This window comes from Haloarcula sp. JP-L23 (assembly GCF_011602445.1).
Taxonomy (GTDB): Archaea; Halobacteriota; Halobacteria; order Halobacteriales; family Haloarculaceae; genus Haloarcula; species Haloarcula pellucida.
This window is the reverse complement of record NZ_CP050014.1, coordinates 1,473,094-1,496,741: the sequence shown is the minus strand read 5'-3', so window position 1 is coordinate 1,496,741 and position 23,648 is coordinate 1,473,094. Positions and strand designations below refer to the sequence as shown.

General features: G+C 65.9%; 26 protein-coding genes and 1 pseudogene. 16 read left to right on the top strand and 11 right to left on the bottom strand.

Annotated elements, in window-relative coordinates; all coding sequences use genetic code 11:
- The first annotated feature begins 17 nt into the window (after nucleotides 1-17).
- On the top strand, nucleotides 18-1,919 hold the full coding sequence (locus tag G9465_RS07605) for an ABC transporter ATP-binding protein (RefSeq protein WP_166968629.1): 1,902 nt from the start codon (nucleotides 18-20) through the stop codon (nucleotides 1,917-1,919).
- A 47-nt stretch (nucleotides 1,920-1,966) separates the two neighbouring features.
- On the top strand, nucleotides 1,967-2,365 hold the full coding sequence (locus tag G9465_RS07600) for a DUF4112 domain-containing protein (RefSeq protein WP_166968627.1): 399 nt from the start codon (nucleotides 1,967-1,969) through the stop codon (nucleotides 2,363-2,365).
- Here the strand turns inward: G9465_RS07600 and G9465_RS25580 are convergent.
- Entirely contained in the window at nucleotides 2,343-2,582 is a 240-nt protein-coding gene (locus G9465_RS25580) for a glycosyl hydrolase family 18 protein (protein ID WP_255491981.1), read from the bottom strand. The genes G9465_RS07600 and G9465_RS25580 overlap by 23 nt on opposite strands.
- A 221-nt stretch (nucleotides 2,583-2,803) precedes the next feature.
- Nucleotides 2,804-2,860: pseudogene (locus tag G9465_RS26040) on the bottom strand (twin-arginine translocation signal domain-containing protein); the annotation flags it as partial.
- A 152-nt stretch (nucleotides 2,861-3,012) separates the two neighbouring features.
- On the opposite strand from G9465_RS26040, the gene G9465_RS07590 reads away from it, so the two are divergent.
- Nucleotides 3,013-4,731 carry a radical SAM protein gene (locus G9465_RS07590; RefSeq protein ID WP_166968625.1) on the top strand — a complete coding sequence of 573 codons (1,719 nt, stop codon included), beginning with the start codon at nucleotides 3,013-3,015 and terminating at the stop codon, nucleotides 4,729-4,731.
- Between the two features lie 116 nt (nucleotides 4,732-4,847).
- Complete coding sequence (locus G9465_RS07585; protein WP_166968623.1) at nucleotides 4,848-6,671, top strand: flippase-like domain-containing protein; 1,824 nt, start codon at nucleotides 4,848-4,850, stop codon at nucleotides 6,669-6,671.
- Between the two features lie 6 nt (nucleotides 6,672-6,677).
- Here the strand turns inward: G9465_RS07585 and yjjX are convergent, their stop codons facing one another.
- Nucleotides 6,678-7,193 carry an inosine/xanthosine triphosphatase gene (gene yjjX, locus G9465_RS07580; protein WP_166968621.1) on the bottom strand — a complete coding sequence of 172 codons (516 nt, stop codon included), beginning with the start codon at nucleotides 7,191-7,193 and terminating at the stop codon, nucleotides 6,678-6,680.
- A gap of 206 nt (nucleotides 7,194-7,399) precedes the next feature.
- On the opposite strand from yjjX, the gene G9465_RS07575 reads away from it, so the two are divergent.
- The 5 genes from G9465_RS07575 to G9465_RS07555 all read left to right on the top strand — a co-directional run bounded on the left by G9465_RS07575 (nucleotide 7,400) and on the right by G9465_RS07555 (nucleotide 12,693).
- On the top strand, nucleotides 7,400-8,362 hold the full coding sequence (locus tag G9465_RS07575) for a transcription initiation factor IIB family protein (protein ID WP_166968619.1): 963 nt from the start codon (nucleotides 7,400-7,402) through the stop codon (nucleotides 8,360-8,362).
- 112 nt (nucleotides 8,363-8,474) lie between these two features.
- Nucleotides 8,475-9,356 carry a methyl-accepting chemotaxis protein gene (locus G9465_RS07570; protein WP_166968617.1) on the top strand — a complete coding sequence of 294 codons (882 nt, stop codon included), beginning with the start codon at nucleotides 8,475-8,477 and terminating at the stop codon, nucleotides 9,354-9,356.
- A gap of 37 nt (nucleotides 9,357-9,393) precedes the next feature.
- Entirely contained in the window at nucleotides 9,394-10,422 is a 1,029-nt protein-coding gene (locus G9465_RS07565) for a site-specific DNA-methyltransferase (protein WP_166968615.1), read from the top strand.
- A gap of 103 nt (nucleotides 10,423-10,525) precedes the next feature.
- Nucleotides 10,526-11,935 (top strand): NAD(P)/FAD-dependent oxidoreductase, encoded by a 1,410-nt coding sequence (locus G9465_RS07560; RefSeq protein ID WP_166968613.1) that lies wholly within the window; start codon nucleotides 10,526-10,528, stop codon nucleotides 11,933-11,935.
- Between the two features lie 68 nt (nucleotides 11,936-12,003).
- Complete coding sequence (locus tag G9465_RS07555) at nucleotides 12,004-12,693, top strand: type I 3-dehydroquinate dehydratase (protein ID WP_166968611.1); 690 nt, start codon at nucleotides 12,004-12,006, stop codon at nucleotides 12,691-12,693.
- A gap of 95 nt (nucleotides 12,694-12,788) precedes the next feature.
- Here the strand turns inward: G9465_RS07555 and G9465_RS07550 are convergent, their stop codons facing one another.
- The gene (locus G9465_RS07550; RefSeq protein ID WP_166968609.1) at nucleotides 12,789-12,992 is read right to left on the bottom strand and encodes a hypothetical protein; all 204 of its coding nucleotides are present in this window, start codon (nucleotides 12,990-12,992) and stop codon (nucleotides 12,789-12,791) included.
- A 254-nt stretch (nucleotides 12,993-13,246) separates the two neighbouring features.
- On the opposite strand from G9465_RS07550, the gene G9465_RS07545 reads away from it, so the two are divergent.
- From G9465_RS07545 to G9465_RS07535, 3 genes are read left to right on the top strand one after another with little or no spacing between them, the layout of a single operon-like run.
- Nucleotides 13,247-13,621, top strand: coding sequence for a cupin domain-containing protein (locus G9465_RS07545; protein WP_166968608.1), 375 nt, complete (start codon nucleotides 13,247-13,249; stop codon nucleotides 13,619-13,621).
- Nucleotides 13,618-14,241 carry a hypothetical protein gene (locus G9465_RS07540; protein ID WP_193571740.1) on the top strand — a complete coding sequence of 208 codons (624 nt, stop codon included), beginning with the start codon at nucleotides 13,618-13,620 and terminating at the stop codon, nucleotides 14,239-14,241. The genes G9465_RS07545 and G9465_RS07540 overlap by 4 nt, the downstream gene beginning before the upstream one ends.
- The gene (locus tag G9465_RS07535; RefSeq protein ID WP_166968606.1) at nucleotides 14,238-14,867 is read left to right on the top strand and encodes a DUF6517 family protein; all 630 of its coding nucleotides are present in this window, start codon (nucleotides 14,238-14,240) and stop codon (nucleotides 14,865-14,867) included. Before G9465_RS07540 ends, G9465_RS07535 begins: the two co-directional genes overlap by 4 nt.
- A gap of 65 nt (nucleotides 14,868-14,932) precedes the next feature.
- Here G9465_RS07535 and G9465_RS07530 read toward each other — a convergent pair whose 3' ends face one another.
- The 5 genes from G9465_RS07530 to G9465_RS07510 form a co-directional block, all read right to left on the bottom strand.
- On the bottom strand, nucleotides 14,933-16,762 hold the full coding sequence (locus tag G9465_RS07530) for a carbon starvation protein A (RefSeq protein WP_166968604.1): 1,830 nt from the start codon (nucleotides 16,760-16,762) through the stop codon (nucleotides 14,933-14,935).
- A 124-nt stretch (nucleotides 16,763-16,886) separates the two neighbouring features.
- Entirely contained in the window at nucleotides 16,887-17,858 is a 972-nt protein-coding gene (locus tag G9465_RS07525; RefSeq protein ID WP_166968602.1) for an ArsA family ATPase, read from the bottom strand.
- Between the two features lies 1 nt (nucleotide 17,859).
- Nucleotides 17,860-18,156 carry a hypothetical protein gene (locus G9465_RS07520; RefSeq protein ID WP_166968599.1) on the bottom strand — a complete coding sequence of 99 codons (297 nt, stop codon included), beginning with the start codon at nucleotides 18,154-18,156 and terminating at the stop codon, nucleotides 17,860-17,862.
- 42 nt (nucleotides 18,157-18,198) lie between these two features.
- Nucleotides 18,199-18,423: a hypothetical protein gene (locus G9465_RS07515; protein ID WP_166968597.1), complete on the bottom strand. Its 225-nt coding sequence runs from the start codon at nucleotides 18,421-18,423 to the stop codon at nucleotides 18,199-18,201.
- An 80-nt stretch (nucleotides 18,424-18,503) separates the two neighbouring features.
- Nucleotides 18,504-18,941, bottom strand: coding sequence for an SRPBCC family protein (locus G9465_RS07510; RefSeq protein WP_349674904.1), 438 nt, complete (start codon nucleotides 18,939-18,941; stop codon nucleotides 18,504-18,506).
- Between the two features lie 430 nt (nucleotides 18,942-19,371).
- Here G9465_RS07510 and G9465_RS07500 point away from each other — a divergent pair, with 430 nt between their 5' ends.
- Together G9465_RS07500 and G9465_RS07495 are read left to right on the top strand one after the other, a co-directional pair.
- Nucleotides 19,372-19,551 carry a hypothetical protein gene (locus tag G9465_RS07500; RefSeq protein ID WP_166968595.1) on the top strand — a complete coding sequence of 60 codons (180 nt, stop codon included), beginning with the start codon at nucleotides 19,372-19,374 and terminating at the stop codon, nucleotides 19,549-19,551.
- 237 nt (nucleotides 19,552-19,788) lie between these two features.
- On the top strand, nucleotides 19,789-20,211 hold the full coding sequence (locus G9465_RS07495) for a zinc ribbon domain-containing protein (protein ID WP_166968593.1): 423 nt from the start codon (nucleotides 19,789-19,791) through the stop codon (nucleotides 20,209-20,211).
- Nucleotides 20,212-20,246: 35 nt separating this feature from the next.
- Here the strand turns inward: G9465_RS07495 and G9465_RS07490 are convergent, their stop codons facing one another.
- The gene (locus G9465_RS07490; protein WP_166968591.1) at nucleotides 20,247-21,413 is read right to left on the bottom strand and encodes a 3-dehydroquinate synthase II; all 1,167 of its coding nucleotides are present in this window, start codon (nucleotides 21,411-21,413) and stop codon (nucleotides 20,247-20,249) included.
- A 199-nt stretch (nucleotides 21,414-21,612) separates the two neighbouring features.
- On the opposite strand from G9465_RS07490, the gene G9465_RS07485 reads away from it, so the two are divergent.
- Nucleotides 21,613-22,458: a P-loop NTPase gene (locus tag G9465_RS07485; RefSeq protein ID WP_166968589.1), complete on the top strand. Its 846-nt coding sequence runs from the start codon at nucleotides 21,613-21,615 to the stop codon at nucleotides 22,456-22,458.
- On the top strand, nucleotides 22,455-22,829 hold the full coding sequence (locus tag G9465_RS07480; protein ID WP_166968587.1) for a hypothetical protein: 375 nt from the start codon (nucleotides 22,455-22,457) through the stop codon (nucleotides 22,827-22,829). The genes G9465_RS07485 and G9465_RS07480 overlap by 4 nt, the downstream gene beginning before the upstream one ends.
- Here the strand turns inward: G9465_RS07480 and G9465_RS07475 are convergent.
- Nucleotides 22,826-23,629 (bottom strand): 2-amino-3,7-dideoxy-D-threo-hept-6-ulosonate synthase, encoded by an 804-nt coding sequence (locus tag G9465_RS07475; protein ID WP_166968585.1) that lies wholly within the window; start codon nucleotides 23,627-23,629, stop codon nucleotides 22,826-22,828. The genes G9465_RS07480 and G9465_RS07475 overlap by 4 nt on opposite strands.
- Between the last annotated feature and the right edge of the window lie 19 nt (nucleotides 23,630-23,648).

The following is a 23,648-nucleotide window of genomic DNA, read 5'->3' as shown; positions in this document are numbered from 1 at the left end:
GGGCCGATAGACCGTCTATGCCCGACGAACACGGTGGGTTCGAGGGGGTCCGCGAGAACGTCGACGGGCACCCGATGGTGAACCTCGTCGCCTACGCCACGCCGTACTGGGCGCGTCTCGTCGTCGGCGTGCTCTCGGCCTTCTGTACTCGCTTCGCCCGTCTCGTTCCGCCTATCGTGGTCGCCGCCGCCATCGACCGCGTGATTCTCAACCGGGGCGAACCCGGCCTGCTGACGGCCGCTGGACTGCTTCCGGCCGGCACTATCGCGGGCGACGCGGCGAAACTCGCGTTCCTCCAGCGACTCGTCGCTATCGCCGCCGTCGCGTATCTGCTCCGGTCGGCGACGCGCTTCGCCTCCCGCTATCTCCTCCAATCGACGGCCCAGAAGATACAGCGCGACCTCCGGAACGACACGTACGACCACCTCCAGCACCTCTCGATGGACTTCTTCGCGAACCACCAGACCGGCGGGATGATGTCCATCCTCAACAGCGACATCAACCGGCTGGAGTCGTTCCTCAACACCGAGTTCCGCCAACTGATTCGGGTCGTCGCCACCGTCGGCGGCATCGCCGTCGTGCTGTGGTGGCACTCGCCGACGCTGGCGCTCATCGCCCTCGCCCCCGTGCCCATCATCGGCGTCGCGAGCGGCTACTTCCTGACGTGGATAGAGCCGCGCTACCGGTCGATTCGGCGCACCGTCTCTCGGCTCAACACCCGGCTGGAGAACAACCTGAGCGGTGCGCCCGTCATCAAGGCCTTCGACCGCTACGAGTTCGAGAACGAGCGAGTCCGCGACCAGAGCCAGACCTACCACGACGAGAAGGTCGGCGCGCTCCGCATCCGGCGGGCCTTTTTCGCCGGTCTCCGCCTGCTGACCGGCGTCGTCTTCGTCGGCATCCTCTACGTCGCCGGGATGGACTTCGTTACGAGCGCCGACGGCGAGGCCGCCCTGCAGGCGGGGACGTTCGCGCTGTTCTTCCTCTACCTGCGCCGCCTCTACTCCCCGATGCGCCGGGTCGGGAAGTCCGCGAACAAGTACCAACTCGCCAAATCCAGCGCCGAACGGGTGTTCGGCCTGCTGGGGCAGTCGCCGGCCATCACCGACCCCGAGGACCCCTACGAACCGGAGCGCCTCGACGGGCGCGTCACCTTCGACGACGTGACCTTCGGCTACGAACCCGACCGGCCGGTCGTAGAGAACGTCTCGCTGGACGTCCCCGAGGGCGCGACTATCGGACTGGCCGGCCCGACCGGTGCCGGGAAGTCGACGCTCCTGAAACTCGTCCCCCGGTTCCACGACGTGGACGTGGGTGCCGTACGGGTCGACGGCGTCGACGTGCGTGAGTACGGCCTCCAGTCGCTGCGGGACGACATCGCCGTCGTCGAACAGCAACCGTACCTCTTCTCGGGCACCGTCGCCGAGAACGTCGCCTACGGCGACCGCGAGGTGCTGGACGGGGAGAGCGAGGGCAGCGAGGCCGCCCGCGAACGGGTCCGGGAGGCCGCCCGCGCCGCACAGGCCCACGAGTTCGTCAGCGACCTCCCCGAGGGATACGACACACAGATCGGCGAGCGCGGCATCAAACTCTCGGGCGGCCAGCGGCAGCGCGTCGCCATCGCCCGCGCCCTGCTGAACGACCCCGAGATAATCATCTTCGACGAGGCGACCAGCGACGTCGACACGGAGACCGAAGAGCGCATCCAGGCGAGTATCGAGCGACTCGTGGAGGACCGCACCGCCTTCGTCATCGCGCACCGCCTCTCGACGATACAGGACGCCGACCGCATCGTCGTGATGGACGACGGCGAAATCGTCGAGCGCGGGAGCCACGACGACCTGCTCTCGGCGGAGGGCGACTACGCCGACCTGTGGTACGCGCAGGCCGACGAGCGTCCCGTCAGTGCCGACGACTAAGTGATATCGGCGACACGACTTATCAGCCCAGCGCCCGAGTCGGGGCTATGGACGGCGAACCGTCGTCGCTGGGTCGGCTTCGGACGCTCGCACACCTGCTCGACGAGAGCGTCCGCGTTCCGGGCGTCGGCGTCCGCGTCGGCCTCGACCCGTTACTGGGCCTGCTTCCGGTGGCAGGCAACGTCGTGACCGGACTCTGCTCGCTGTACATCGTTCTCGAAGCGGGCAGACTCGGCGTCTCCCGACGAGCGCTGGCCCGGATGCTCCTGAACGTCGCGTTAGACGTGGGCATCGGTGCGGTTCCGGTCGTGGGCGACCTCTTCGACGCCCTCTGGAAGGCGAACGTCAGGAACGTCGACCTCGCGGTGGCCGACCTAGAACGGCAGGATAACGGCCCGAAACCGTCAGCAAACGAACGCTCGACTACTGGGCCAACGCCTCGTTGACGGTGTACAGCAACGCGCCGTACTTGTCGCCGTGGAAGTCCCACATCGTCGTGCCGCCGAAGTCGTTGTCGAGGACGTACTCGGCTTTCAGCGCCACCGAACGCATGTCGTCGTAACTGACGAACTCGCGGTCGTTCTCGGAGTAGAGGTACGGCGCGGCCGCGTCGTCGTGCCAGTAGTACTCGTAGTCGCCGTCGGCGTTGACGTTGTACTCGATGTCCCAGAAGTCGTCGGTCCCCTTCTCCTCGGCGGGAAGGTGCCGTCTGGAACGCCGTCGAACGGTTGGTCGACCCCGCGGTTCGCGGGGTCGACGCCGGTGTAGCCGCGGCCGAACGTCGCGAAGGTCAGGTTCAGTTTGGCCGGGTAGATGCCGACGACGGACTTCCCCGGCGGCGTGTTCTTGGCACCGCGTGCCGCGTGAATCGAGCCACTGCGTGCGCCCCCGGCCAGACCGATGGCGGCCGTCGCACCGAGCGCCCCCAAGAAGTCTCTGCGTGATAACGTGGTTTACATAATCTTATTAAGATGTATTTAAAACCCACATATACTTGTTGTGGCTGGTTGATTTCCTGCAATCATATCAACTTTCGCCGATACGACGTGGCCGACCAGACACCGTTTTAGGCGTCGAGCGTCAATCCGTGCCCATGACTGTAGACCCCGAGACGCTCGACGTGACCATCGTCGACGGCTACGTCGACGAACCCGCACACTTCGGGGTCCCGCCCTACATCTCGACGTATCCCCGGTACGCGGCCGGTGCGATGGTCGACGCCGGCGTCCCGTCCGAGCAGATTACCTACCACACCATCGACGAACTCCGCGAGGACCGCCACCTGTGGCGCGACGTCGAGGAGGCCGACCTCATGGTGTACGTCGGCGGGATGACCGTCCCCGGGAAGTACGTCGGCGGGACCCCCGCCGAACCGGACGAGGTGCGGAAACTGGCGTGGACGGCCGACGGCACCTCCGTCATCGGCGGCCCCGTCCGCTTTGGCGTGGGCGAGGCCAACGAGGGCGCCAGCGAAACGGCGCGCGACGACTTAGACTTCGACTTCCTCGCGATGGCCGACGTGGAGGCGGCCGTCTACGACCTCGTCGACTCCGGCCTCGAAGGGTTCGAGAACCGCTACCGCTCCGTCGAGGAGGAGACGCGATGGGCCCGGTCGGGCGCGTTCGTCGTCGAACAGCACCCCAACCACCCGGCGTACCTCATCTGCGAGATGGAGACCTCTCGGGGCTGTCCGTACCGCTGTTCGTTCTGCACGGAACCGATGTACGGCAATCCGGACTTCCGGCCGCCCGAGAGCGTCGTCGACGAGGTGGACGCGCTCTCGGACCGCGGAGTGAAGCACTTCCGTCTCGGTCGGCAGGCCGACATCCTCGCCTACGGCGGCGACGGCGAGGCTCCGAACCCCGACGCACTCCGTCGCCTCTACGGCGGCATCCGCGAGGTAGCGCCCGACCTGGAGACGCTCCACCTCGACAACATGAACCCCATCACCATCGTCAAGTGGCCCGAGAAGGCCCGCGAGGGGATACGCATCATCGCCGAGCACAACACGCCCGGCGACACCGCCGCGTTCGGCCTCGAATCGGCCGACCCCGCCGTCCAGAGCGACAACAATCTCAACGTCACCGCCGACGAGTGCTTCGAGGCGGTCAAGGTAGTCAACGAGGTCGCCGGGTTCCGTCCGGGCGGTGACCGCAACTCGGCCCCGAACTTCGGCGACGACGCCGCGCGACGCCTGCCGAAACTCCTGCCGGGCATCAACCTCGTCCACGGCCTAAAAGGCGAGACGCGGGAGACGTTCGAACACAACAAGCGGTTCCTCCAGCGCGTCTACGACGAGGGCCTGATGCTCCGCCGCGTGAACATCCGGCAGGTGATGGCCTTCGAGGGGACGGACATGGCCGACACCGGCGCGGACATCGCGAAAGACCACAAACAACTGTTCAAACAGTACAAGCAGGAGGTCCGCGAGGAGATAGACAACCCGATGCTCAAGCGCGTCGCGCCGCCGGGGACGGTGCTGCCGGACGTCCATCTGGAGTACCATCAGGACGGCAAGACGTTCGGCCGGCAACTCGGGACCTACCCGTTGCTGGTCGGACTGCCGGGCGAGCGAGAACTCGGGCAGACGATAGACGTCGCCATCACCGGCCACGGCTACCGGTCGGTGACCGGCGTCCCCTACCCGCTGGACGTCAACAGTGCCTCGATGGACGAACTGACGACGATTCCCGGCGTCGGGAGGAGTCGTGCCGGCGACATCGTCGTAGGCCGACCTTACGAGTCCGAGACGGAGGTCGGCGAAGACCTCTCACGGTTCGTCACGGCCCGGTCGCCGGGCGACGCGGACTGAAGGAACGCGCCGACGGTGTCTTAGCATCTGTTTAGACGATTAACGCGCCGTTGGTGGGTCAGCGTGCGTTCGAACGAACAGAAGGTACTTTTGGCTCCCTCGCTCAGTGGACACCAATGAACGACGTCGAGGTGAGCGTCGTCCTCCCCGCCTACAACGAGGAGGACACCATCGAGCGGACCGTCTCAGTCACGCTGGAGACGCTCGCCGCCTTTCTCCCCGAAGATGCGTTCGAGGTCATCGTCGCCGAGGACGGCTGTGCGGACCGGACACCGGAGATAGCGACCCGACTCGCCGCCGAGGACGACCGTGTCCGACACATCCACTCCGACAGACGCCTCGGCCGCGGGGGCGCACTGGAGTACGCCTTCGAACGGGCCGAGGGCGACACGCTGGTGTACTTCGACACCGACCTCGCGACGGACATGTCCCACCTCGAAGAACTCGTCGAGAGCGTCCGCTCTGGCGAGTACGACGTGGCCACGGGGTCACGCTGGATGCCCGAGAACCGGGCGGACCGGCCGGCCAAACGCGGCGTCCCGAGCATCGGCTACAACACGCTCGTCCGCACCATCCTGCGTTCGGACCTCAAGGACCACCAGTGCGGGTTCAAGGCGTTCGACCGACAGGCCTTCGAGGCGCTGTCGCCGGCCGTTCAGGACGAACACTGGTTCTGGGACACCGAACTGCTCGTGAAGGCACAGCGCCGCGGGTTCCGCGTCAAGGAGTTCGCCGTCGACTGGGAACCGAAGGGCGACTCGAAGGTCGACATCGTCCGGGACGTGTTCGGCATGGGGAGCCAGATTCTCCGGACGTGGTGGGAACTCTCGGTCAGTCCGCGAATCACCCGCCGCGTGTCGCTCGGCGCCGGGACGGCGCTGGTCGTGGTGGCCCTGCTGTTGATGACTCAGTACCTGAACCCCCAGACGGTCCTGAACGAGATGGCCGGTGCGGACCCCGCCCTCGTCGGAGCCAGTGCCGTCGTCTACGCGCTCTCGTGGCCGCTCCGCGGCGCGCGGTACCGTGACATCCTGCAGTCGATGGGCTTTCGCGAGCGCTGGGACTTCCTCACTGGCGCGGTGTTCATCAGCCAGACCGGGAACCTCGTGTTCCCGGCGCGGGCGGGCGACGCCGTTCGCGCCTACGTCGTGAAGGCCCGGCGCTCTATCCCGTACCCCTCCGGGTTCGCGTCGCTGGCCGTCGAGCGCGTCTTCGACCTGCTGACCATCACGCTACTGGCCGGCGTCGTGATGATGGGACTCGCAGCTACGGGGTCGGCCGACACGCTGGTCGGCGCGGTCACCGGCGACGTGGCGGGCGGTGACGCGGCCGCGAGCGGACAGACAGCTATCGCCGTCGCCGCGTTCGTCGGTGTGGCCGCTATCGGTGCCGTCGTCGCCATCGTCGCCAGCGCCCACTCCGACCGGAACCTCGTCCGCCGGACGGTCGGCCGCCTGAGCGACGACTCCTACGCCGACTACGTCGCGGGCGTCGTCGAACGGTTCGTCGGCGACGTGCAGACGGTGGCCGGCGACGGCCGCTCGTTCGCCCGCGTCGGCCTCGCGAGTCTCGCCATCTGGGCGCTGGACGTGGTGACGGCACTGCTCGTCTTCGCCGCCTTCGGCTACGCGCTGACTCCCTCGCTGGTCGCCGTCGGCTTCTTCGCCGTCAGCGTCGGCAACCTCGCGAAGGTGCTCCCGCTCACGCCCGGCGGCGTGGGCCTCTACGAAGGCGCCTTTACTGTCATCGTGGTGCCGCTGACACCCGCGGGCATCGGCGTCGCGACGGCGCTCTCGGTCGCCATCGTCGACCACGCCGTAAAGAACGCCGTCACCATCGTCGGCGGCGTCACCTCGATGGCGTGGCTCAACGTCTCGCTGACCAAAGCCGTCGAGGAGTCCCGGACCGCCGCCGACGTCGAACCCGAGGCGACCGACTGAGGCGGATCAGCGGGTATCGTACCGGTCGGTCAGGAACGGTCCGAACGCGCCTGCGACGGCGTCGGCCAGCGCGTCCGTCCGCGTGACCCGCCCGTCGGTGTAGACGCCGACGGCGCCCTCCTGTTTGGCGACGGCCTCGCGGCCGAGTCTGTCGTCCAGTACCGGGCCGAGTTCTTCGCCGTCCCGAACGCGACCAGCGACAGCCGCTGGGAGTCGAATGGACGGCCCGTCACCGAACGCCGTCGTCTCGCCGTCGGTGACCGCCGCCCACATGACGAGCCACAGGCCCTCGGGTTCCGTTCGGTCGGCGACGCCGCCCTCGATACCGACACCGAAGTCGGCGTCGGTGTCCGACAGCGCCGCAGTCGCTCGGTTCCGTGCGCCCGTGGCCGTCTCCTCGCGACCCCACGGCTGTTCGGCCACTCCGGAGTCGACGCCGACCGACACTACGGTGGCGTCGGGCAGAATTCGTTCGACAGCGGTCCGCTTGACCGGATTCTCGCTCCCGACGGCGACGTCCATATCTCCGGAAACTGCTGAATGATTCATGAGTGTTGTTATTTGAATGGTCGTGGGTGTCGTACACAAACGCCTGTTTCGTGGCGTGAGTCGCCCGTCCTCGTTTCGATACCACAATTTTTAAATCTCTTTCGGACAGACGCAGTATTACCGATTGCCTCCGGGTTCTACGGCGAGTCCCACCCGGTGAGCACCCGCCTTCGCAACCAATGAGCGAACACACGCGAACACGACAACGAACGGACGAGCAGACAGAGGAATCGAGTTCGACATCGACCGCCTGCCCGGAGTGTAGCGGCTCTCTCGTGATGGACGACGAACACGGCGAAACGGTCTGTGAGGACTGTGGGCTCGTCGTCGAATCCGACGAGATAGACCGCGGGCCGGAGTGGCGCGCGTTCGACTCCAGCGAGAAAGACGAGAAGTCCCGCGTCGGCGCGCCGACGACGAACATGATGCACGACAAGGGCCTGTCGACCAACATCGACTGGCGCGATAAGGACGCCTACGGCAACTCCCTGTCGGGCAAGCAGCGCCAGAAGATGCAGCGCCTCCGCAAGTGGAACGAGCGATTCCGTACCCGTGACTCCAAAGAGCGCAATCTCAAGCAGGCGCTGGGCGAAATCGACCGGATGGCCTCCGCGCTCGGTCTGCCCGAGAACGTCCGCGAGACGGCTTCTGTCATCTACCGCCGCGCACTCGACGAGGACCTGCTCCCCGGCCGCTCCATCGAGGGCGTCTCGACGGCCTCCGTCTACGCCGCCGCACGGCAGGCCGGCGTCCCGCGGTCGCTCGACGAAATCACGGACGTCTCCCGCGTCGAGAAGAGCGAAATCGCCCGCACCTACCGCTACGTCGTCCGCGAACTCGGCCTCGAAGTGAAACCCGCCGACCCCGAGAGCTACGTCCCCCGCTTTGCCTCCTCGCTGGAGCTCTCCGACGAAGCCGAACACCGCGCCCGGCAACTCCTCCAGAACGCGAAAGAGCAGGGCGTCCACTCCGGGAAGTCTCCGGTAGGCCTCGCCGCCGCTGCCGTCTACGCTGCCGCACTGCTGACCAACGAGAAGACGACGCAGGCCGCCGTCAGCGAAGTCGCCGACATCTCCGAGGTCACCATCCGCAACCGCTATCACGAACTCCTCGAAGCCGAGCAGGACCTCCCCGTCGCCTGAGCGGGTCAACCGTCGGATAGTCTCCGGCGTCGTCCGATACGGGCGCCGGTGGAGAATCACGGCTGATAACCACGGAGATATGTTTAATCTGCTGGGCCGTCGCGGTGGGAACATGGCTTCAGATTCGGGCAACGTTGCCCAGAGTGTGGCCGGGTCCAGCGACCGGGAACTCGGCACCGCTATCGACGAGTTGTTGCGCACCTCAGAGAGCGTCTCCGCCAGTTCGCAGGAGATCAGCGACCTCGCGAACGAGCAGTCCGAGAACATGCGCGAGGTGGCAGGCGAGGTATCGAACCTCTCGGCGACCGTCGAGGAAGTCGCATCGAGCGCGAGTCAGGTCCGGCAAGTGAGCGACCGCGCGCGCGACCTCGCAGACGAAGGGCGTAAGGTGGCCGACGACGCCATCGACGCGATGGAGTCTGTCGACGAGGCCAACGAAAACGTCTCCGACGACGTCGAGAAACTGCGCGACCGTATCGACGAGATAGACGAGATAGTGGAGGTCATCAACGACATCGCCGACCAGACCAATATGCTGGCGCTGAACGCCTCCATCGAGGCGGCCCGGGCCGGCGAGGCCGGCGAAGGGTTCGCCGTCGTCGCCAACGAGGTCAAGAGCCTGGCCGAGGAGTCCCAGGAGAACGCCACCGAGATAGAGCAACTCGTCTCGAACATCAAGGCCGACACGGAGAACACTGTCGAGAGCATCGACGACGCCAACGAACAGGTCGAAGCGGGTATCGAGCAGGTGAGTCGAACCGTCGAGATTCTGCGCGACATCGACGAGGCCGTCGAGGAGGCCGCCCGCGGCGCCGAGGAAGTCGCCTCCGCCACCGACGAACAGGCTGCCTCGACCGAAGAGGTCGCCAGCATGGTCGACCTGACCGCCGAGAACGCCGAGGAGGTCGCCAGCGAAATCGAGCAGATAGCGGCGGCCAACGAACAGCAGACCGCGAAGATAACCGAGATTCAGAACCTGCTCGGCGACCGATAACCGCAAGACACGAGTCCCATCGACTTCAGAGGTCGCTATGGAGACGAGCCACCGGGTCGTCACGGGCGACGCCCGAGAGTTGCCACTGGCAGACGACAGCGTCGAACTCGTCGTCACCTCGCCGCCGTACCCGATGATAGAGATGTGGGACGACATCTTCGCCGCGTTGGACCCCGACGTCGGGACGGCACTCGACGAGGGCGACGGCGACAGGGCCTTCGAGTTGATGCACGACGTGCTCGATTCGGTGTGGGGCGAAATCGAGCGCGTCCTCGTCCCGGGCGGCATCGCCTGTATCAACGTCGGCGACGCCACGCGGTCGCTGGACGACGGGTTCCGGTCGTACCCCAACCACGCGGAGATAACCGACCGGTTCACCGACCGTGACATGCGAGCGCTCCCGGACATTCTCTGGCGGAAACCGACCAACAGCGGCGCGAAGTTTATGGGGTCGGGAATGGTCCCGCCCAACGCCTATCCGACGCTGGAACACGAACACATCCTCGTGTTCCGCAACGGGGAGCGACGCCGCCTCGAACCCGGTTCGGACCGGCGCTACGAGAGCGCGTACTTCTGGGAGGAGCGCAACGAGTGGTTCTCGGACCTCTGGGAACTGCCCGGCGAGACCCAAGACATCGACGACGGCCTGCGCGACCGGTCGGGCGCGTTCCCGCTCGCGATTCCGTATCGCCTCGTCTCGATGTTCTCGGTGTACGGCGACACCGTCCTCGACCCGTTCCTCGGCACCGGCACCACGACGCTGTCGGCGATGGCCGGCGCCCGAAATTCCGTCGGCGTCGAGCGCGACCCCGACCTCGTCAGGGCGCTTTCGGACCGAGTCGCGCGTATTCCCGACCGCTCGGAGCGCCTCGCCCACGAGCGATTAGACGCCCACCGCGAGTGGATCGAGACACAGCGCAACGAGGGAGCGGAACCGGGGTACGACGCCGAACACTACGACTTCCCGGTCAACACCAAACAGGAGCGCCGTATCCGCCTGTACGCCGTCGACGGCGTCGAGCAGACAGACGAGGGCTACCGGGTGACACACGCGCCGGTCGAGTGACCGCCCCGGGCAGCGTCTTCGAGAGCGAACTGCGTGCCGAACGAGTTTTGTGTCAACTGTTAACACACCATGGCGAGAAGGTAGTGAGTGAGGGGGTATCCCCATGACGTTGAGAACCGTTCCGAGGTACGATCGCGACCAGATAGCTCCGGTCGGGGAGCACGCTGTCGTCGTCGGCGCGAGCGTGGCAGGGTTGCTGACCGGTCGAGTCCTCGCCGACGCGTTCGACGAGGTCACAATCATCGACCGAGACCCGCTACCCGACGAACCGGACACTCGCCGCGGTGTGCCACAGGGAGAACACGTTCACGTTCTACAGGAGGCGGGCCGAGCCACGTTCGAGGACCTGTTCCCGGGCTACGGTGAGACGCTACTGGCGGCCGGTGGACTGGTCATCGACACCATGTCCGATTTCGTCCACTACGAGAAGGGCGGCTACTTCACTGACGGGGAGGTTCGCATTCCAATGTACTGTGCGACACGGCCGTTGCTGGAGCAGGTCGTCCGTCGTTACATCGCTGACTTCGGGGGCGTTACCATCCGACAGGGCTGTCAGCAGACCGGGTATCTGGCCACCGGTGACCCGCCGGCCGTAACGGGCGTCGAAGTGAGAGCCGACAGCGGTGGACCCGAGGAACTCACAGCGGACCTCGTCGTCGATGCGACCGGGAGAGTGAGTCAGACACCGATGTGGCTCGAGGACCACGGGTACGGGACGCCACCCGTCGACGAAGTCCACATCGACATCGCGTACAGTACCGTCACGGTCCAGCGGCCGACCGACGACCGACGAGCGTTCTTCGTGCCACCTGACCCGCCCCGAACCCGGGGGGCTGGCGTCTTCCCAGTCGAAGACGACCAGTGGATCGCGACGCTGGTGGGCGTCCACGGTGACCACCCACCCACCGACCCCGATGCGATAGTCGAGTTCGCCGCCAGTCTTCCCGTCCCCGAGATTCGACAGGTCGTCGACGGACAGGAGTGGACTGGCGGGGACGTCGCCTACTACCCGTTCCCGTCGAACCGACGCCGCCGGTACGAATCGCTCGACAGGTTCCCCGACGGACTCCTCGTCGTCGGCGACGCGCTGGCGAGTTTCAATCCGATATACGGGCAGGGAATGTCCGTCGCCGCGCTCGAAGCGCTCGTGCTCCACGACACGCTGGCGACGGCTGATAGCACCAATCTGGCACGCCGCTTTTTCGACGACGTCGAGTCCATCGTCGACGTTCCGTGGTCGATAGCGGTCGGCGGAGACTTCGAGTTCCCGGCGACCACCGGCCCGAAACCCCGCGGCATCGACCTGCTCAATCGCTACATCGCTCGGGTGATGCGGACAGCACAGACCGACTGGCGAGTGAGAGAAGCACTCGTCCGCGTCTTCATGCTGGAGAAACGGCCGAGTTCGCTCTTTCACCCCGACGTCGCGTGGCGGGTGCTTACACCAACATGGTCTACCGTCGTACCTCTCTCCGATAGTCACACTACGGCGAATCGTGAGCAGGGCGGCTAATCACGTTCCAGCGTACGTGATGGGTCGGAGGCGTCGTCTTTTTACTCCGTCTCCGCCGAACACCGGGTATGGACTTCACCTCGTTCACGCTACTGGCGGCCGGGTCGGACCTCTCGATAGAACCGGCGGCCCGGGACGACGCCGACGGCGTCGAGCTCCGGATGGACTTCGCCGAGGACCCGCTCGGCCAGCTGGCAGACTACGACGGCGAGTTGCCAGTCCTTGTGACCAACCGCGTCGGGTGGGAAGGCGGCGAGGCGCCCGACGACGCCGCCCGACTCGACGCGCTGGAACGCGCCGTCGAGTACGACTCGGTCACGGCCGTCGACCTCGAACTGGCGGCGCTCGACGGTGCTGGCGACCACGACGCCGGCCGGGTGGCCGACCACGCCCGCGACCACGGCGCGTCTGTCGTCGTCTCGACGCACGACTTCGAGGCGACGCCGGACCGGACGGCCATCGAAGACCGACTTGAGCGGGCCTGTGAGTACGGGGACGTGGGGAAGATGGCGTCGACAGCCCATTCGCCCGACGACGTCCTCGCGATGCTCGGCGCGACCCGTGCGCTATCGGCTGCCGACGAACGGGTGGCGACGATGTGTATGGGCGAGGCCGGCCGACATTCGCGGGCCGTCGCGCCGCTCTATGGCTCTCGCATCGGCTACGCGCCGGTCGACCCGGACGAAGCGACGGCCCCCGGGCAGTACGACCTCGCGACCCTGCGCTCGCTCGTCGAGCAGTTACAGAGCGAGAAGTGACCGACGTTCGAACCGCTGGCGGTGTCGCTCAGTGGACCGGACCGGTGGCCCCTCCCGCCGGTCGAAGGCGTCGGCGGTGACTGGAAAGCGGGATGCTACCGGCCGTAGGTCAGCCGCGTCGCCACGTCGTCGAGGCGGCGCTTGACGCCCGACAGCCACGCGGCAGGCGAGACGGCCCGAGCCTCGTCGTCGGACACCTCGATGCGCTCGCTGCCGAACGCGCTGGACCCGTCGCCGTCCGAGACGTCTACGACGGTGGTCATGCTACACCGACCGCAGGTCTCTGTCTCTTTGCCCATGATATACCGTGATAATTGCCGGGAGAGACGAATAAAGGTTGCCTCTGTGCGTGGCTCGCGGGGACCCGTCAGCGAGCGGTCGGTGTGTCAACTGCCTCGGTTCGGCCTCGGAACTCGTCTGCGTGGGTAGCGCCGACCACTGCGTTCAGTGGTGACGCCAACCGGTCGTCGTCGGGTTCTGTGCGAACGTGGACACTGCGGGCCGCGGCGTCTCCGGGCAGACGTTTTAGGTGGATCGCCGACGAGTGTGCGGTATGGGGTATCATCACATTACGCCCGGCGACGTGAGCGCCACGCCAGACCGGCCATGCGTCAAGCGGGCTCTAGGCGACGTCGCAGGGCTAGAACAGATGGCTGCGAACGTCTACGAAGTGGCTCCCGGCGAGCAGATTCCGCTGGCCTATCACTACCACGACGACCAGGAAGAGGTGTTCTACGTACTCTCGGGCACCCTCCACGTCGAGACGCCGGACGGGACGTTCGAAGTGGGGGCCGACGAGGTGTTCGTCGTCGAACCCGACAGCCCACAGCGAGCGTACAATCCGGACGCCGCCACTGAACCAGCCCGGGCGTTCGTCGTCGGTGCGCCGTCCGTCGACGACGTCCACCCGTACGACCCAGACGGATGAGCGAATCTGACGACACTCACCGGCCGGCGGACGCGCCCGAGACGGTGGCGGAGGCCGAGGCAGCCCTACCGTCGTGGGACGACGAGTACCTCCAGCGCGTCGCCGACCGCCTGAAGTTCAACTACGACCTCCAGCGGGGCTACGCGGCAGGCGGGGAGCGCTTCGAGATGTACGGTCGCCTGTACGTCGAGAGCCAAAAGCAGTTCCTCCACCAGTCCATCAACTGGGCCAACTACGAGACGGTCGAACACCTGTTCGTCCGGCGGGCCGACGGCGTCTCGGAAGCCGACCTCGACGCACTCGTCGAGTTGGGACACGACCTCGCCGAGGAGTGGATAGAACCGAGTGAGGAGCATCAGGGGACGGACTTCACGTTCGTTCTCGTCGTCCCAGACGTCCCCGAGAACGTGCGGTCGTACGTCGACGGGTTCCGCGACCGGACGCTGCTGAAGTACGGCTACTACGGTGCCTACGAAGTGAACCTCGCCGTCGTCGCCCCTGATCGCGAAGACGCCGTCGGGAGTACGGAGGCTGACGTGACCGCCGCCTTCGAACTCTGGCGTGACCTCGAAGCGGGACCGAGCGGGCTACTGGGTCGGCTTCGGGCCTGGCTGGGATGACTCGACCGGTCGTCGCCCTCGCTCTCGTCGCCGTCGTCGCACTGGCAGGGTGTTCCGGCGGCCCGTCGCGCGTGGTCGCCGCTGGGTCACCGGCGGCGGTAGATACGGCTGCCCTCGACGGTACCGGGTACGAGTACGTCGGGACGACCAACAGGACGCTCAACACGACGGTCCAGTCCGCCATCAGCGGTGACGTGCAACTCGACGCCGAGCGACCGGTGACGGCGACGACGCCCATCGCGACCTACCGGCGCGGGACCGACAGCGGCCCCGCACTCCTCCTCGTCGCCACGGCGCCGGCCGTCCGACCGGTCGAGAACCAGCCCACCGTTCGGAACCCGCTGGGCACGCTCTCGACGGCCGACCTCGTGGGCTACCTCCAGTCGACCTACGCCGTCGAGTCGCTGACACGGGGCGAGAACGCGACGGTTCGGTTGCTCGGAAACGAGACGGTGGCCCGGACCGACACCGGCGTCGCGACCTACGACGGCAAGTCGACCCGGGTGGTCGTCACGGTCGCGTCGGTGCGCGACGGCGATGAGTTCGTCACCGTCGTCGCCGTCGCCCCGCGCTCGGTGGCCGACCACGAGCGAGTCAAGCGGGTCGTCGCTGGCGTCACGCACTGAAAAAGTACTGCGAGGCGTCGTCTCCGAACGGCGGTCGGCGCGTCGCCGACGCCGTGGAGCGGGCTTCAGTCGTCTGCCGGGGCGGCACCGGGCCGTTCGCGCACGGTCCGGATGTTCTTGTAGCCGATCCAGACCAGCGAGAGCGCGAGGCCGACCAACACCAGTGCCAGCACGATTTGGACGGCCACCGAGATGCGTGCGAAGATACCCGCACCCTCGGCGAAGCCGCCCTGGATGAACTGGAGGTACAGGTTCTGGTACAGCGAGAGGTACAGCAGCGCACAGACGGTGATGACGGTCATCAGTGCCATCGGCACGCCGGTGCTGATGAGCTGTTTGTCGTCGTCCCAGTTGGCCAGCCACACCGTCGCGGTCAGCAGTGCCAGCGCGGCAAGCAACTGGTTCGCGCCGCCGAACAGGGGCCAGAGGCTCGCCCACGACCCGCTGGCGACCAGCGCGTAGGCGACGAGACACTGGATAGCGGCGTTACTGTAGCGGTTGATGCCGACCTCCTGTGCCTGTCGCACGACGGTCGACTCGGCGTCGGGCGTACCGACGATTTCCTCGGCCATGTAGCGTCCGAGTCGGACCGCCGTGTCGGTCGAGGTCAACAGGAAACTAACGAGCACGAGCGCCATGAACACGGCACCGACCTGCTGTGGAATGCCGAAACTCGTCAGCATGACGGCGCCGCCCGACGCGAAGTTCGGCAGGGCACGGCCGATGCCACCACCAGCCGTGACGCCGGCGACGGCGACGGTGCCGAGTGCGACTGTCGCGAGGAGCCCCTCACCGAGCATGCCGCCGTAGCCGATGGGGCGGGCGTCTGATTCCTTGTTCAGTTGCTTCGCAGTGGTCCCCGAAGAGACCAGCGAGTGGAAGCCGCTGATGGTCCCACACGCAATCGTCACGAACAGCAGCGGGAACAGCGGCAGGCCCGCCGTCCCCATGAAGCCGTAGTACGCTTCGAGTTCGATGACCAGCGGTTCCGCGGACGTCCCGAGCAGCGTCCCGACGATGACCGCCAGCAGCGCCCCGCCGACCCCCGCATACAGCAGGAACGACGAGAGGAAGTCACGCGGTTGGAGCAACATCCACACCGGGAGCACCGATGCGATGGCCGCATACAGCAGGATGACCGGAATCCAACCGGCGGTGTTGGCACCGAGCGTGCCCGCCGCGGGCACTATCGACGCCAGTCCCGACCCGAACAGAACAGTCGTTCCAGCCACGTACGAGGAGCCCTCGGCGGCCGGGAACAGTGCGATGGGGAAGTTGAGGCCGACCCACACGCCGCCGAAGACTGCGGCGACGAAGACGGCGGTCCCCGGGATGAACGGGAGGTCTAGCTGGTAGAGGTAGACCCCGAACACCAGCGCCAGCGCGATGTACACCATGCTCGCCGTCGCGGCCTGCGGATAGGCGTTGAACACGATGGCGACGACGAGTGCGAACACCGCCACCACGAGAATGATTGTGAGGAACGCGAACCACAGCAACATCTTCTTGCCCCGTTCGCCGACGTACTCTCCGATGATGTAGCCGATGGACTTCCCCTCGTGTCGGAGACTTCCCGACAGCGAGACGAAGTCGTGGACGCTACCCATCAGCGGGTTGCCGATGGCGATCCACAGCAGCGCCGGGGCCCACCCCCAGATGACGCCGGCCGTGATGGGCCCGACGATGGGCGCACCCCCGGCGATGCTGGAGTAGTGATGTCCCAGCAACACCGGTTTCTTCGAGGGGACGTACTCCTGTCCGTCCTCGTACTTGTGTGCCGGTGTCGTGTTTTCGTCGCTCAGTTCGACGAACTGTGCGAGATACCGCGAATACCCGAGGTATCCTACGCTGAACGTGAGAAGCGTCGCGACGACGAGCCACAGTACTTGTACCATGTTGTCTACCCTCATCCGTATCTGTGGGCAAAAAGTATTTAATAATTGTGGACAATTGGGGTCAGAATCGCCAGAGAGAAACCGAGCAGTGGCTACTCCGGCCCCGTCGGACCGCCCGGAATGGTCATGCCTGCGGCGGGGACGCGGCCGTCTCGATGCCGAGTTCCTCGGTGACCTCCGCGAGGAGGTCGCCCTTGATTTCGGAGACGCGCTGTTCGATGACGGCGACGACCGGTTGGTCGAACTCCGAGTGGATACGTTCGAGTCGGTCCTGTTCGGTCCGGTGCCGTTCCCGAAGATACGTCGCGCCTTTGCCGGTCTCGTCGTCGTCGGGTGCCGGTGCGACCTTGTTGACGACGAGGCCGCCGACCGTCAGGTTCGCGTCGGTCAAGTCGTCGATAGCACGGCGGGACTCCTCGATAGAGAGTTCGTCCGGGTTCAACACGAGATAGAACGCCGACTCCTCTCGCAGGGTCTCGCCAGCGAACTCGAACATCTCCTTGCGTTCCGTGAGTCGGCGGATGATTGGGTCCTCTTTGAGTTTCTGTCGGGCCTCCTTGTCACCGATAGCGGCCTTCTCGAAGAGGTCGACGCTCTCCTTTCGCTTGTCCGTGAGCCGCTCTATCCACGATTCGAGGAACTCCGGGAGTGCGAGCAGTCGGAGCGTCCCGCCGGTCGGCGAGGTGTCGAAGACGACCCTGTCGTACTCGTCGCTGTTTCGCATCACGTCGATGAACCGGTCGAACAGCGCCGCTTCGTAGGCCCCGGGCGTCCGGTGGGCCAACTCTATCTGGCGGTCTATCTCGTTGACGATGGCCGGACTCACCTGATCCGACATCGTCGACTTTATCTCCCGCATGTGGCGCTGTACCTCCTCGTCGGGGTCCAGTTCCATGGCGAAGAGGTCCTCGTGGCCCTCGACGGGTTTCGGGTCGTCGTCGAACTGCTGGTCGAAGACGTCCGAGGTGCTGTGGGCCGGGTCCGTCGAGACCAGCAAGGTCCGAAGACCGTCGCGGGCGCACTTCAGTCCGTAGGCGCTGGAGACGGTGGTCTTGCCGACACCACCTTTCCCGCCGAAGAAGACGAACTTGTTCATGTTAGAAGTGATACTGCTGGCCCTTGCGTTCGATGTACGACTGACGGTCCCACATCCGCCGTTCCCACTGGACGAACTCGTCGGTCAGGTACGGGAGGAGTTCGGCCGTGTAGTAGGAGACGGGACTCGGGATACCGAAGGCGTCGGCGAAACAGGCGAACATGAACACGTCCGCCGTGTCCTCGGCTTCCTTCTCTATCTTCTCGAAGGATGGGTGCTCTATCATCCCGTGATAGAGGCCGTGCAACCACTCCTCTACAGTATCGAGGTAGGCCTGAATTCGTTCATCTACGTTCATGAGTATTGGTAGCAGGCGCGTCACAGATACGTGTTCCGCCGGTCAGCACGCACACCCAGTCGACCCCTGTGACCGCTCGAACTGCATCTCGTCCCCGCAGGTCGGGCAGTTCGGAGTCCCCTCTCCCTCGACGTCGACGTCTCGAATCCGTTCGTTGCAGTCGTCACACCAGTAGGCACCCTTCGACATTTCCTCGGTAACGTCGCCGCGGTTCGCCGACTGCGTCGACGCCTGCAGCACCTCCTTGACCGTCGTCAGGATACTCATGGGTCGACGTACCCACGTAATAGACATAAACGTTCGTGTAGGATTGTGGCCCCGACGCACAACCGCCGCGACGCCGGCCGTCAGGCGACGCTGTCGGCCAGTCCGTCGAGCAATCGGTCGAGTTCGCCGCGACGTTTCCAGGCGGCGATGCGGTCGGTCAGCGAGGCGAGGGGCAGTCCGAGACCGACAGACGACCGGACCGTCACGTCGCTGCCGTGGTCCCGCGCTACGTACGTCAGCGTCGTCTCCATCGCCTCGAACGGCCCCTGTTCGCCGACCTGCCGGTAGTGGAGTCCGTCGGCGCGGTCCTCGAACTCGAACACCGCCTCCATCCCGCCGCCGCGGGCCGTGACTCGCTGTCCCTCGTCGGTGTCCGCTGTCGCCACGACGGCGAAGGTCCCCTCGGCTTCGAGGACGGTCGACGGCGAGAGTACGCGTTCGAGTTCGGCCGGCGTCGCGTCTACGAACCGCGTCTGGACGACCTCGCGCATGGCAGTGCTGTCGCCGCCGCCTGCCATAGTTCCACGGGCTACTGGGCAACGAGGGGCAAGGCGAGCGCCGCGACGGCCAGAAAGCCCCGACGACGCCGTAGAGGAGTCGCCTGAACCGCGCCTCGGCGGGTATCTCTCCCCTGAGGGACGGCCGTTCTGTCCAGACGTAGCGGTGGTAGGCGACGGCGGACGTCAGGCCGGTCACCGCGGCCGCGACGGCGAGGGCTACCGGGAACGAGGCCCCCAGTTCCATGGCGTAGATGGGGCCGAAGGAGAAACTCACGGCGAACCCGAGCCCGCTCACGACGAGGAACGGGACCGGGTCGACTGGAGTGCCCTCGCGGTTGTGGAGCATCACCGTATCCTTCGGACAGGTGGAATATGAACCCACCTATCTAGACAGATGGTCAACAATTAATCCACACAAATAAGACCGCCCCAGCCCCCACAGAGGGATATGGCATCCGACGGAGACATCCGTGTGCTGCTGGTGTTGGATCTCCTCCTCTCGCTCGCGTTCAGTACCGTCGTCGTCTGGGGGCTGAGCTTCTTCGACCTCGCGTCGTTCACACTTCGAAGCGTCGCCACGACGGCGCTTACGCTGGCGGTACTGACGTATCTCCTCGTGCTTCGCTGATACTGGTGGCTGTAAGTTCGTAAAGATATTCGCCACCCCGAGTGGCGAATTACTTCAGTTTGTTACAGCCACCAGTATGAGTCACGCCAGCCAGTCGGCCAGCGACGAGACACCACGTATCGGCGCGGCGGGTACCCGCTGGTGCGACGGCACGCTGGCAACACAAACCGGCACACTGCTCGCTGACACCTCAGTAGTTCGGAAGATATAGGGGAGTGTGCCACCGACGTTCGGGATATGACTGACACTGGGCGAAAGCGGCCGTGGCTCGCCGCGACGCTCGCCCTGCTCTATCCCGGGTTGGGACATGTCTACCTGCGGGAGTGGCTCCGTGCGGTTCTCTGGTTCGGCCTCGTCGTCAGCACGTCGACGTTGCTCATCGGTGACGAGGTGGTGGCACCGCTTCAGGACGGGTTCACCGTCGACAACGTACTCGCCGTCTCTGAGGCCCTCCCGGTCGAAGTGGCCGTGGCGCTGCTGGCTATCAGGGCGCTCTCGATGGCCGACGCTTACCTGATGGCCACCCGGGAGAACGAGGCCACGGAAATCGTAGACGGCGCGAAGTGCCCCAACTGCGGGAAGGAACTGGACGAGGACATCGACTTCTGTCACTGGTGTACGACAGAACTCGAACGCCCGCAGGCGGGCGCAGAACAGTAGAACGGGTACCGTGCCGACGGTGAGCGGTCGGCCGCTTACTTCTCGATGATGCTCTCTTCTATCTTCTCGCCGAAGTGCGTCGCCGTGTCCTCGTAGTGGACGAGAATCTCGTCGCCCGGTTCGAGGTCGGTGACGGCGGTGCGACCGTCGCGGGTGTGGACCTTGATGGTCTCTGCGTTCTGCAGCAACGTTTCGATGCGGTCGCCGTCCTCGGTTTCGGCCTGTATCCGGAACATCGGGCGCTTCTCTATCTTCGCGCGGCCGACGATGGCTTCGCGCGTGTGGCCCTCGGCGTCGACTATCTGGACCTCGTCGCCGGACTGCAGTTCCGAGAGGTACTTCGTCCCGCCGTCGGGCGTGCGAACGTAGGCGTGGACCGCGCCAGCGTTGACTCTAAACGGCCGCGAGGCGACGTAGGGCGACTCGGCGGTTTCGGCGTGGACGAAGAAGAGCCCACGTGCCATCGACCCGACGAGCATCCCCTCGTCGTGTTCCATCAGGTTGCCCGTATCGATACAGACCCTGTCGGCAGAGCCGGTCTGTTCGATGGCAGTGACCTCGGCGTACTCCAGTTCGAGCCGTTCGCGACCGACCTCGTCGCGGACCTCGACGGTCTTGCGGATCTCGTCGATGTCGTCGGTGTCGAGCAACACGCCGTCCGCCCCCCGTTCGAGCGTCTCGTAGGCGGTGCGGGCGTCCTCTGCGGAGGTGACCCCGGCGATGAGGTCCGTCTCCTCGCCGACCCGAGCGATGAGGTTCTCGAGTGGAATTATCTGCCAGTTCTCGCTGACGACGATGGTGTAGTCGGCCTCGGTGGCTACCGCTTCGGCGAAGGCCTCGTAGTCCTCGTCGAAGATGCGGACGTATCCGCCCTCGGGGCCGGCGCCGTTCTGACGGAGCGCCGAGAGGTCGGCAGACCCAGAGAAATCAGAGGGGAGGTCGACGGTCCCGTCGCCTTCGCCGTCCTTGCCGACGATAGTCGCGTCGGCGTCGGAGTCGTCGCCCTCGGCGTCCATGACGTGGACGTCGCCGTTCGAGAAGGCGGCGACGTTGACGGCTCCGAGGTCCTGCACCCGTTCTACGTCGTCTTCGTCTACCAGTACCCAGTCGACGCCGGCTTCGAGGCCGGCGGTGATACGCCGCTTTCGCGTCTCCCAGTCACCGACTTCGTCGTCGGCTTTGAGCCACACGCTTCGTGTCATACCGCCACGTCCGCAACGGTGGGGCTTGAACGTGGCGGAACCTGCAGGCGACTCGCCGGTGACCGCTCGAAGCGACACGACCGGCGTCCGCTACCCGAGGGGCCGGCCGCTACGAATATCGCACGTGACAATGTGACCGACAGAATTATACATCTGATTGACAGATTGTGCAATCAACACTACCTCGCTATATTGTACCATGATTGACAATCGCGTCTACACGGTCGCTGGGGCAAAGGGTGGAGTGGGGAAAACCACGACGAGCATCAACCTCGGGGCGGCGCTGGCCCAGACTGGCTACTCGACAGTCACGGTCGAACTGGACCTCGCGATGGCGAACCTCGTGGATTTTCTCGAAATCGACATCGGCGTGAGCGAGGCGACGACGCTCCACGACGTCCTCGCCGGCGAGGCCGACGCGAAAGCAGCCATCTACGAGACAGACACCGGCCTCTCAGTGGTTCCGAGCGGGACTGACCTCGCGGGTTACGCCGGAACGGACCTCGACCGACTGCCCGAGGTCGTCGAGACGCTCCGGTGGCACCACGACGTGGTCCTCCTCGACACCCCCGCAGGCCTGAGCGAAGAGACGATGCGACCGATACAGGTGGCCGACGACGTGGTACCCGTCTCGACGCCGCGTGTGGCCTCGATACGCAACGTCAGGAACACGCTGGAACTGGCAGACCGTGTGGACACCGACGTCCGTGGCCTCGTCTTGACGAAGTCGGGGACGGGCGCCTCACCCGGCGCCGACCGGATCGCCGACTTCCTCGACGTCGAGTTGCTCGGCCACGTCCCCGAAGACGACGCCGTGCCCCACTCCCAGGACAAGGGGTTCCCCGTGATATCGAACGCCCCGAAAAGCGGCGCAGCCATCGCCTACCGGAAGATAGCGAGGCAACTGGTCGAGGGCCCACCGTCGCCCGGTTCGACGGCCAGCAGTGTCGACGCCGCCGGGACAGACTCGGCCCGAGACGCCGGGCAGACCGACGACGCCACCGCCGGGCGGACGTCGCACCCGAGGCGTACGGTCGGAAGATGATCGTCGGCCCCGTCGAGGCGGGACCGGACGAAGAACCGCGCCGACAGCGCACGCCCGCCGACGAGACTACGGCCGGCGAAGGCACTCGACCACGGGCATCGGTGACCGAGGAACCGGAGAGAGAAGGGACGACGACCGATAGCGGCGTGGCCGACGACGACCACGCAGGCGAGACAGCCCCCGGCAGCGAGACGAGTACCGACGAGGTGACGAAGACGGCGACTGCCGAGTCGGGCGAGGCCGGCCGACCGGCGCGAGCGCAGACGGCGGACGCCCCCGAAGGAGAGAGCGTGATGAACGACGATGACGATGGGTCGACGGCGAACGAGAGATCGCTCGGCGCCCAGATACAGTCGCTGTTCGGGTTCTAGGCTTCGACGGCGAGGCCGGCCTCACGAAGGGCGTCGTCGGCCTCCGCGTCGTCGTGGACGACGCTGGCGACGGCCCGCGTAATCTTCTCGGGGTCCTCGTGCTGGAAGATAGACCGACCCATCGAGACGCCGGCGGCCCCGGCGTCCACCGCGCCGCGAACCATATCGAGCGTTTCCTTGTCGGTGCCCTTCGCGCCGCCGGCGATGACAACCGGGAGCGACGTGGACTCGACGACGTGCTGGAAGCTCTCGGCGTCGCCGGTGTAGCCCGTCTTCACGACGTCGGACCCGAGTTCCTCCGCGAGGCGGACGGCGTGGCCGACGTACTGGTTGTAGTCGTCGGCCTCGGGGTCGATGTCCGGGCCGCGGGCGTATGCCATCGCCAGCACCGGCAAGCCGTACTTCGACGCCTCGGTTGTCAGGTCCGAGAGCGCGCTGATCTGCTCGCGCTCGTACTTGCTCCCGACGTTGATGTGGAAGGAGACGGCGTCAGCGCCGGCGCGGATGGCGTCCTCGACGGTCCCGGTCCGGCGCTTGTCGTTCTCGTCCGGACCGATAGTCGTCGACCCGTTGAGGTGGACGATGTAGCCCGCGTCGTTCTTGTTCGGGTGGACGCGGTCGGCGATGCCACGCTGGGTGAGGACGGCGTCGGCCCCGCCGCGCGTGATGGCGTCGATGGTCGATTCGATGTCTTTGAGCCCCGTTACGGCGCCCATGGTGATACCGTGGTCCATCGGGACGACGACGTACTGCCCGTCTGTCCCGATGCGTTCGAGTCGTGCGCGTGTCCCTGCGTTCATGATATGCGAGAGTGTGGCA

Excerpts from the sequence above, each read along its gene's own strand:
- G9465_RS07605 (WP_166968629.1), top strand. The coding sequence starts at position 18 with ATGCCCGACGAACACGGTGGGTTCGAGGGGGTCCGCGAGAACGTCGAC.
- G9465_RS07600 (WP_166968627.1), top strand. The coding sequence starts at position 1,967 with ATGGACGGCGAACCGTCGTCGCTGGGTCGGCTTCGGACGCTCGCACAC.
- G9465_RS07590 (WP_166968625.1), top strand. The coding sequence starts at position 3,013 with ATGACTGTAGACCCCGAGACGCTCGACGTGACCATCGTCGACGGCTAC.
- G9465_RS07585 (WP_166968623.1), top strand. The coding sequence starts at position 4,848 with ATGAACGACGTCGAGGTGAGCGTCGTCCTCCCCGCCTACAACGAGGAG.
- yjjX (WP_166968621.1), bottom strand. The coding sequence starts at position 7,193 with ATGGACGTCGCCGTCGGGAGCGAGAATCCGGTCAAGCGGACCGCTGTC.
- G9465_RS07575 (WP_166968619.1), top strand. The coding sequence starts at position 7,400 with ATGAGCGAACACACGCGAACACGACAACGAACGGACGAGCAGACAGAG.
- G9465_RS07570 (WP_166968617.1), top strand. The coding sequence starts at position 8,475 with ATGGCTTCAGATTCGGGCAACGTTGCCCAGAGTGTGGCCGGGTCCAGC.
- G9465_RS07565 (WP_166968615.1), top strand. The coding sequence starts at position 9,394 with ATGGAGACGAGCCACCGGGTCGTCACGGGCGACGCCCGAGAGTTGCCA.
- G9465_RS07560 (WP_166968613.1), top strand. The coding sequence starts at position 10,526 with ATGACGTTGAGAACCGTTCCGAGGTACGATCGCGACCAGATAGCTCCG.
- G9465_RS07555 (WP_166968611.1), top strand. The coding sequence starts at position 12,004 with ATGGACTTCACCTCGTTCACGCTACTGGCGGCCGGGTCGGACCTCTCG.
- G9465_RS07550 (WP_166968609.1), bottom strand. The coding sequence starts at position 12,992 with ATGGGCAAAGAGACAGAGACCTGCGGTCGGTGTAGCATGACCACCGTC.
- G9465_RS07545 (WP_166968608.1), top strand. The coding sequence starts at position 13,247 with ATGGGGTATCATCACATTACGCCCGGCGACGTGAGCGCCACGCCAGAC.
- G9465_RS07540 (WP_193571740.1), top strand. The coding sequence starts at position 13,618 with ATGAGCGAATCTGACGACACTCACCGGCCGGCGGACGCGCCCGAGACG.
- G9465_RS07535 (WP_166968606.1), top strand. The coding sequence starts at position 14,238 with ATGACTCGACCGGTCGTCGCCCTCGCTCTCGTCGCCGTCGTCGCACTG.
- G9465_RS07530 (WP_166968604.1), bottom strand. The coding sequence starts at position 16,762 with ATGGTACAAGTACTGTGGCTCGTCGTCGCGACGCTTCTCACGTTCAGC.
- G9465_RS07525 (WP_166968602.1), bottom strand. The coding sequence starts at position 17,858 with ATGAACAAGTTCGTCTTCTTCGGCGGGAAAGGTGGTGTCGGCAAGACC.
- G9465_RS07520 (WP_166968599.1), bottom strand. The coding sequence starts at position 18,156 with ATGAACGTAGATGAACGAATTCAGGCCTACCTCGATACTGTAGAGGAG.
- G9465_RS07515 (WP_166968597.1), bottom strand. The coding sequence starts at position 18,423 with ATGAGTATCCTGACGACGGTCAAGGAGGTGCTGCAGGCGTCGACGCAG.
- G9465_RS07510 (WP_349674904.1), bottom strand. The coding sequence starts at position 18,941 with ATGGCAGGCGGCGGCGACAGCACTGCCATGCGCGAGGTCGTCCAGACG.
- G9465_RS07500 (WP_166968595.1), top strand. The coding sequence starts at position 19,372 with ATGGCATCCGACGGAGACATCCGTGTGCTGCTGGTGTTGGATCTCCTC.
- G9465_RS07495 (WP_166968593.1), top strand. The coding sequence starts at position 19,789 with ATGACTGACACTGGGCGAAAGCGGCCGTGGCTCGCCGCGACGCTCGCC.
- G9465_RS07490 (WP_166968591.1), bottom strand. The coding sequence starts at position 21,413 with ATGACACGAAGCGTGTGGCTCAAAGCCGACGACGAAGTCGGTGACTGG.
- G9465_RS07485 (WP_166968589.1), top strand. The coding sequence starts at position 21,613 with ATGATTGACAATCGCGTCTACACGGTCGCTGGGGCAAAGGGTGGAGTG.
- G9465_RS07480 (WP_166968587.1), top strand. The coding sequence starts at position 22,455 with ATGATCGTCGGCCCCGTCGAGGCGGGACCGGACGAAGAACCGCGCCGA.
- G9465_RS07475 (WP_166968585.1), bottom strand. The coding sequence starts at position 23,629 with ATGAACGCAGGGACACGCGCACGACTCGAACGCATCGGGACAGACGGG.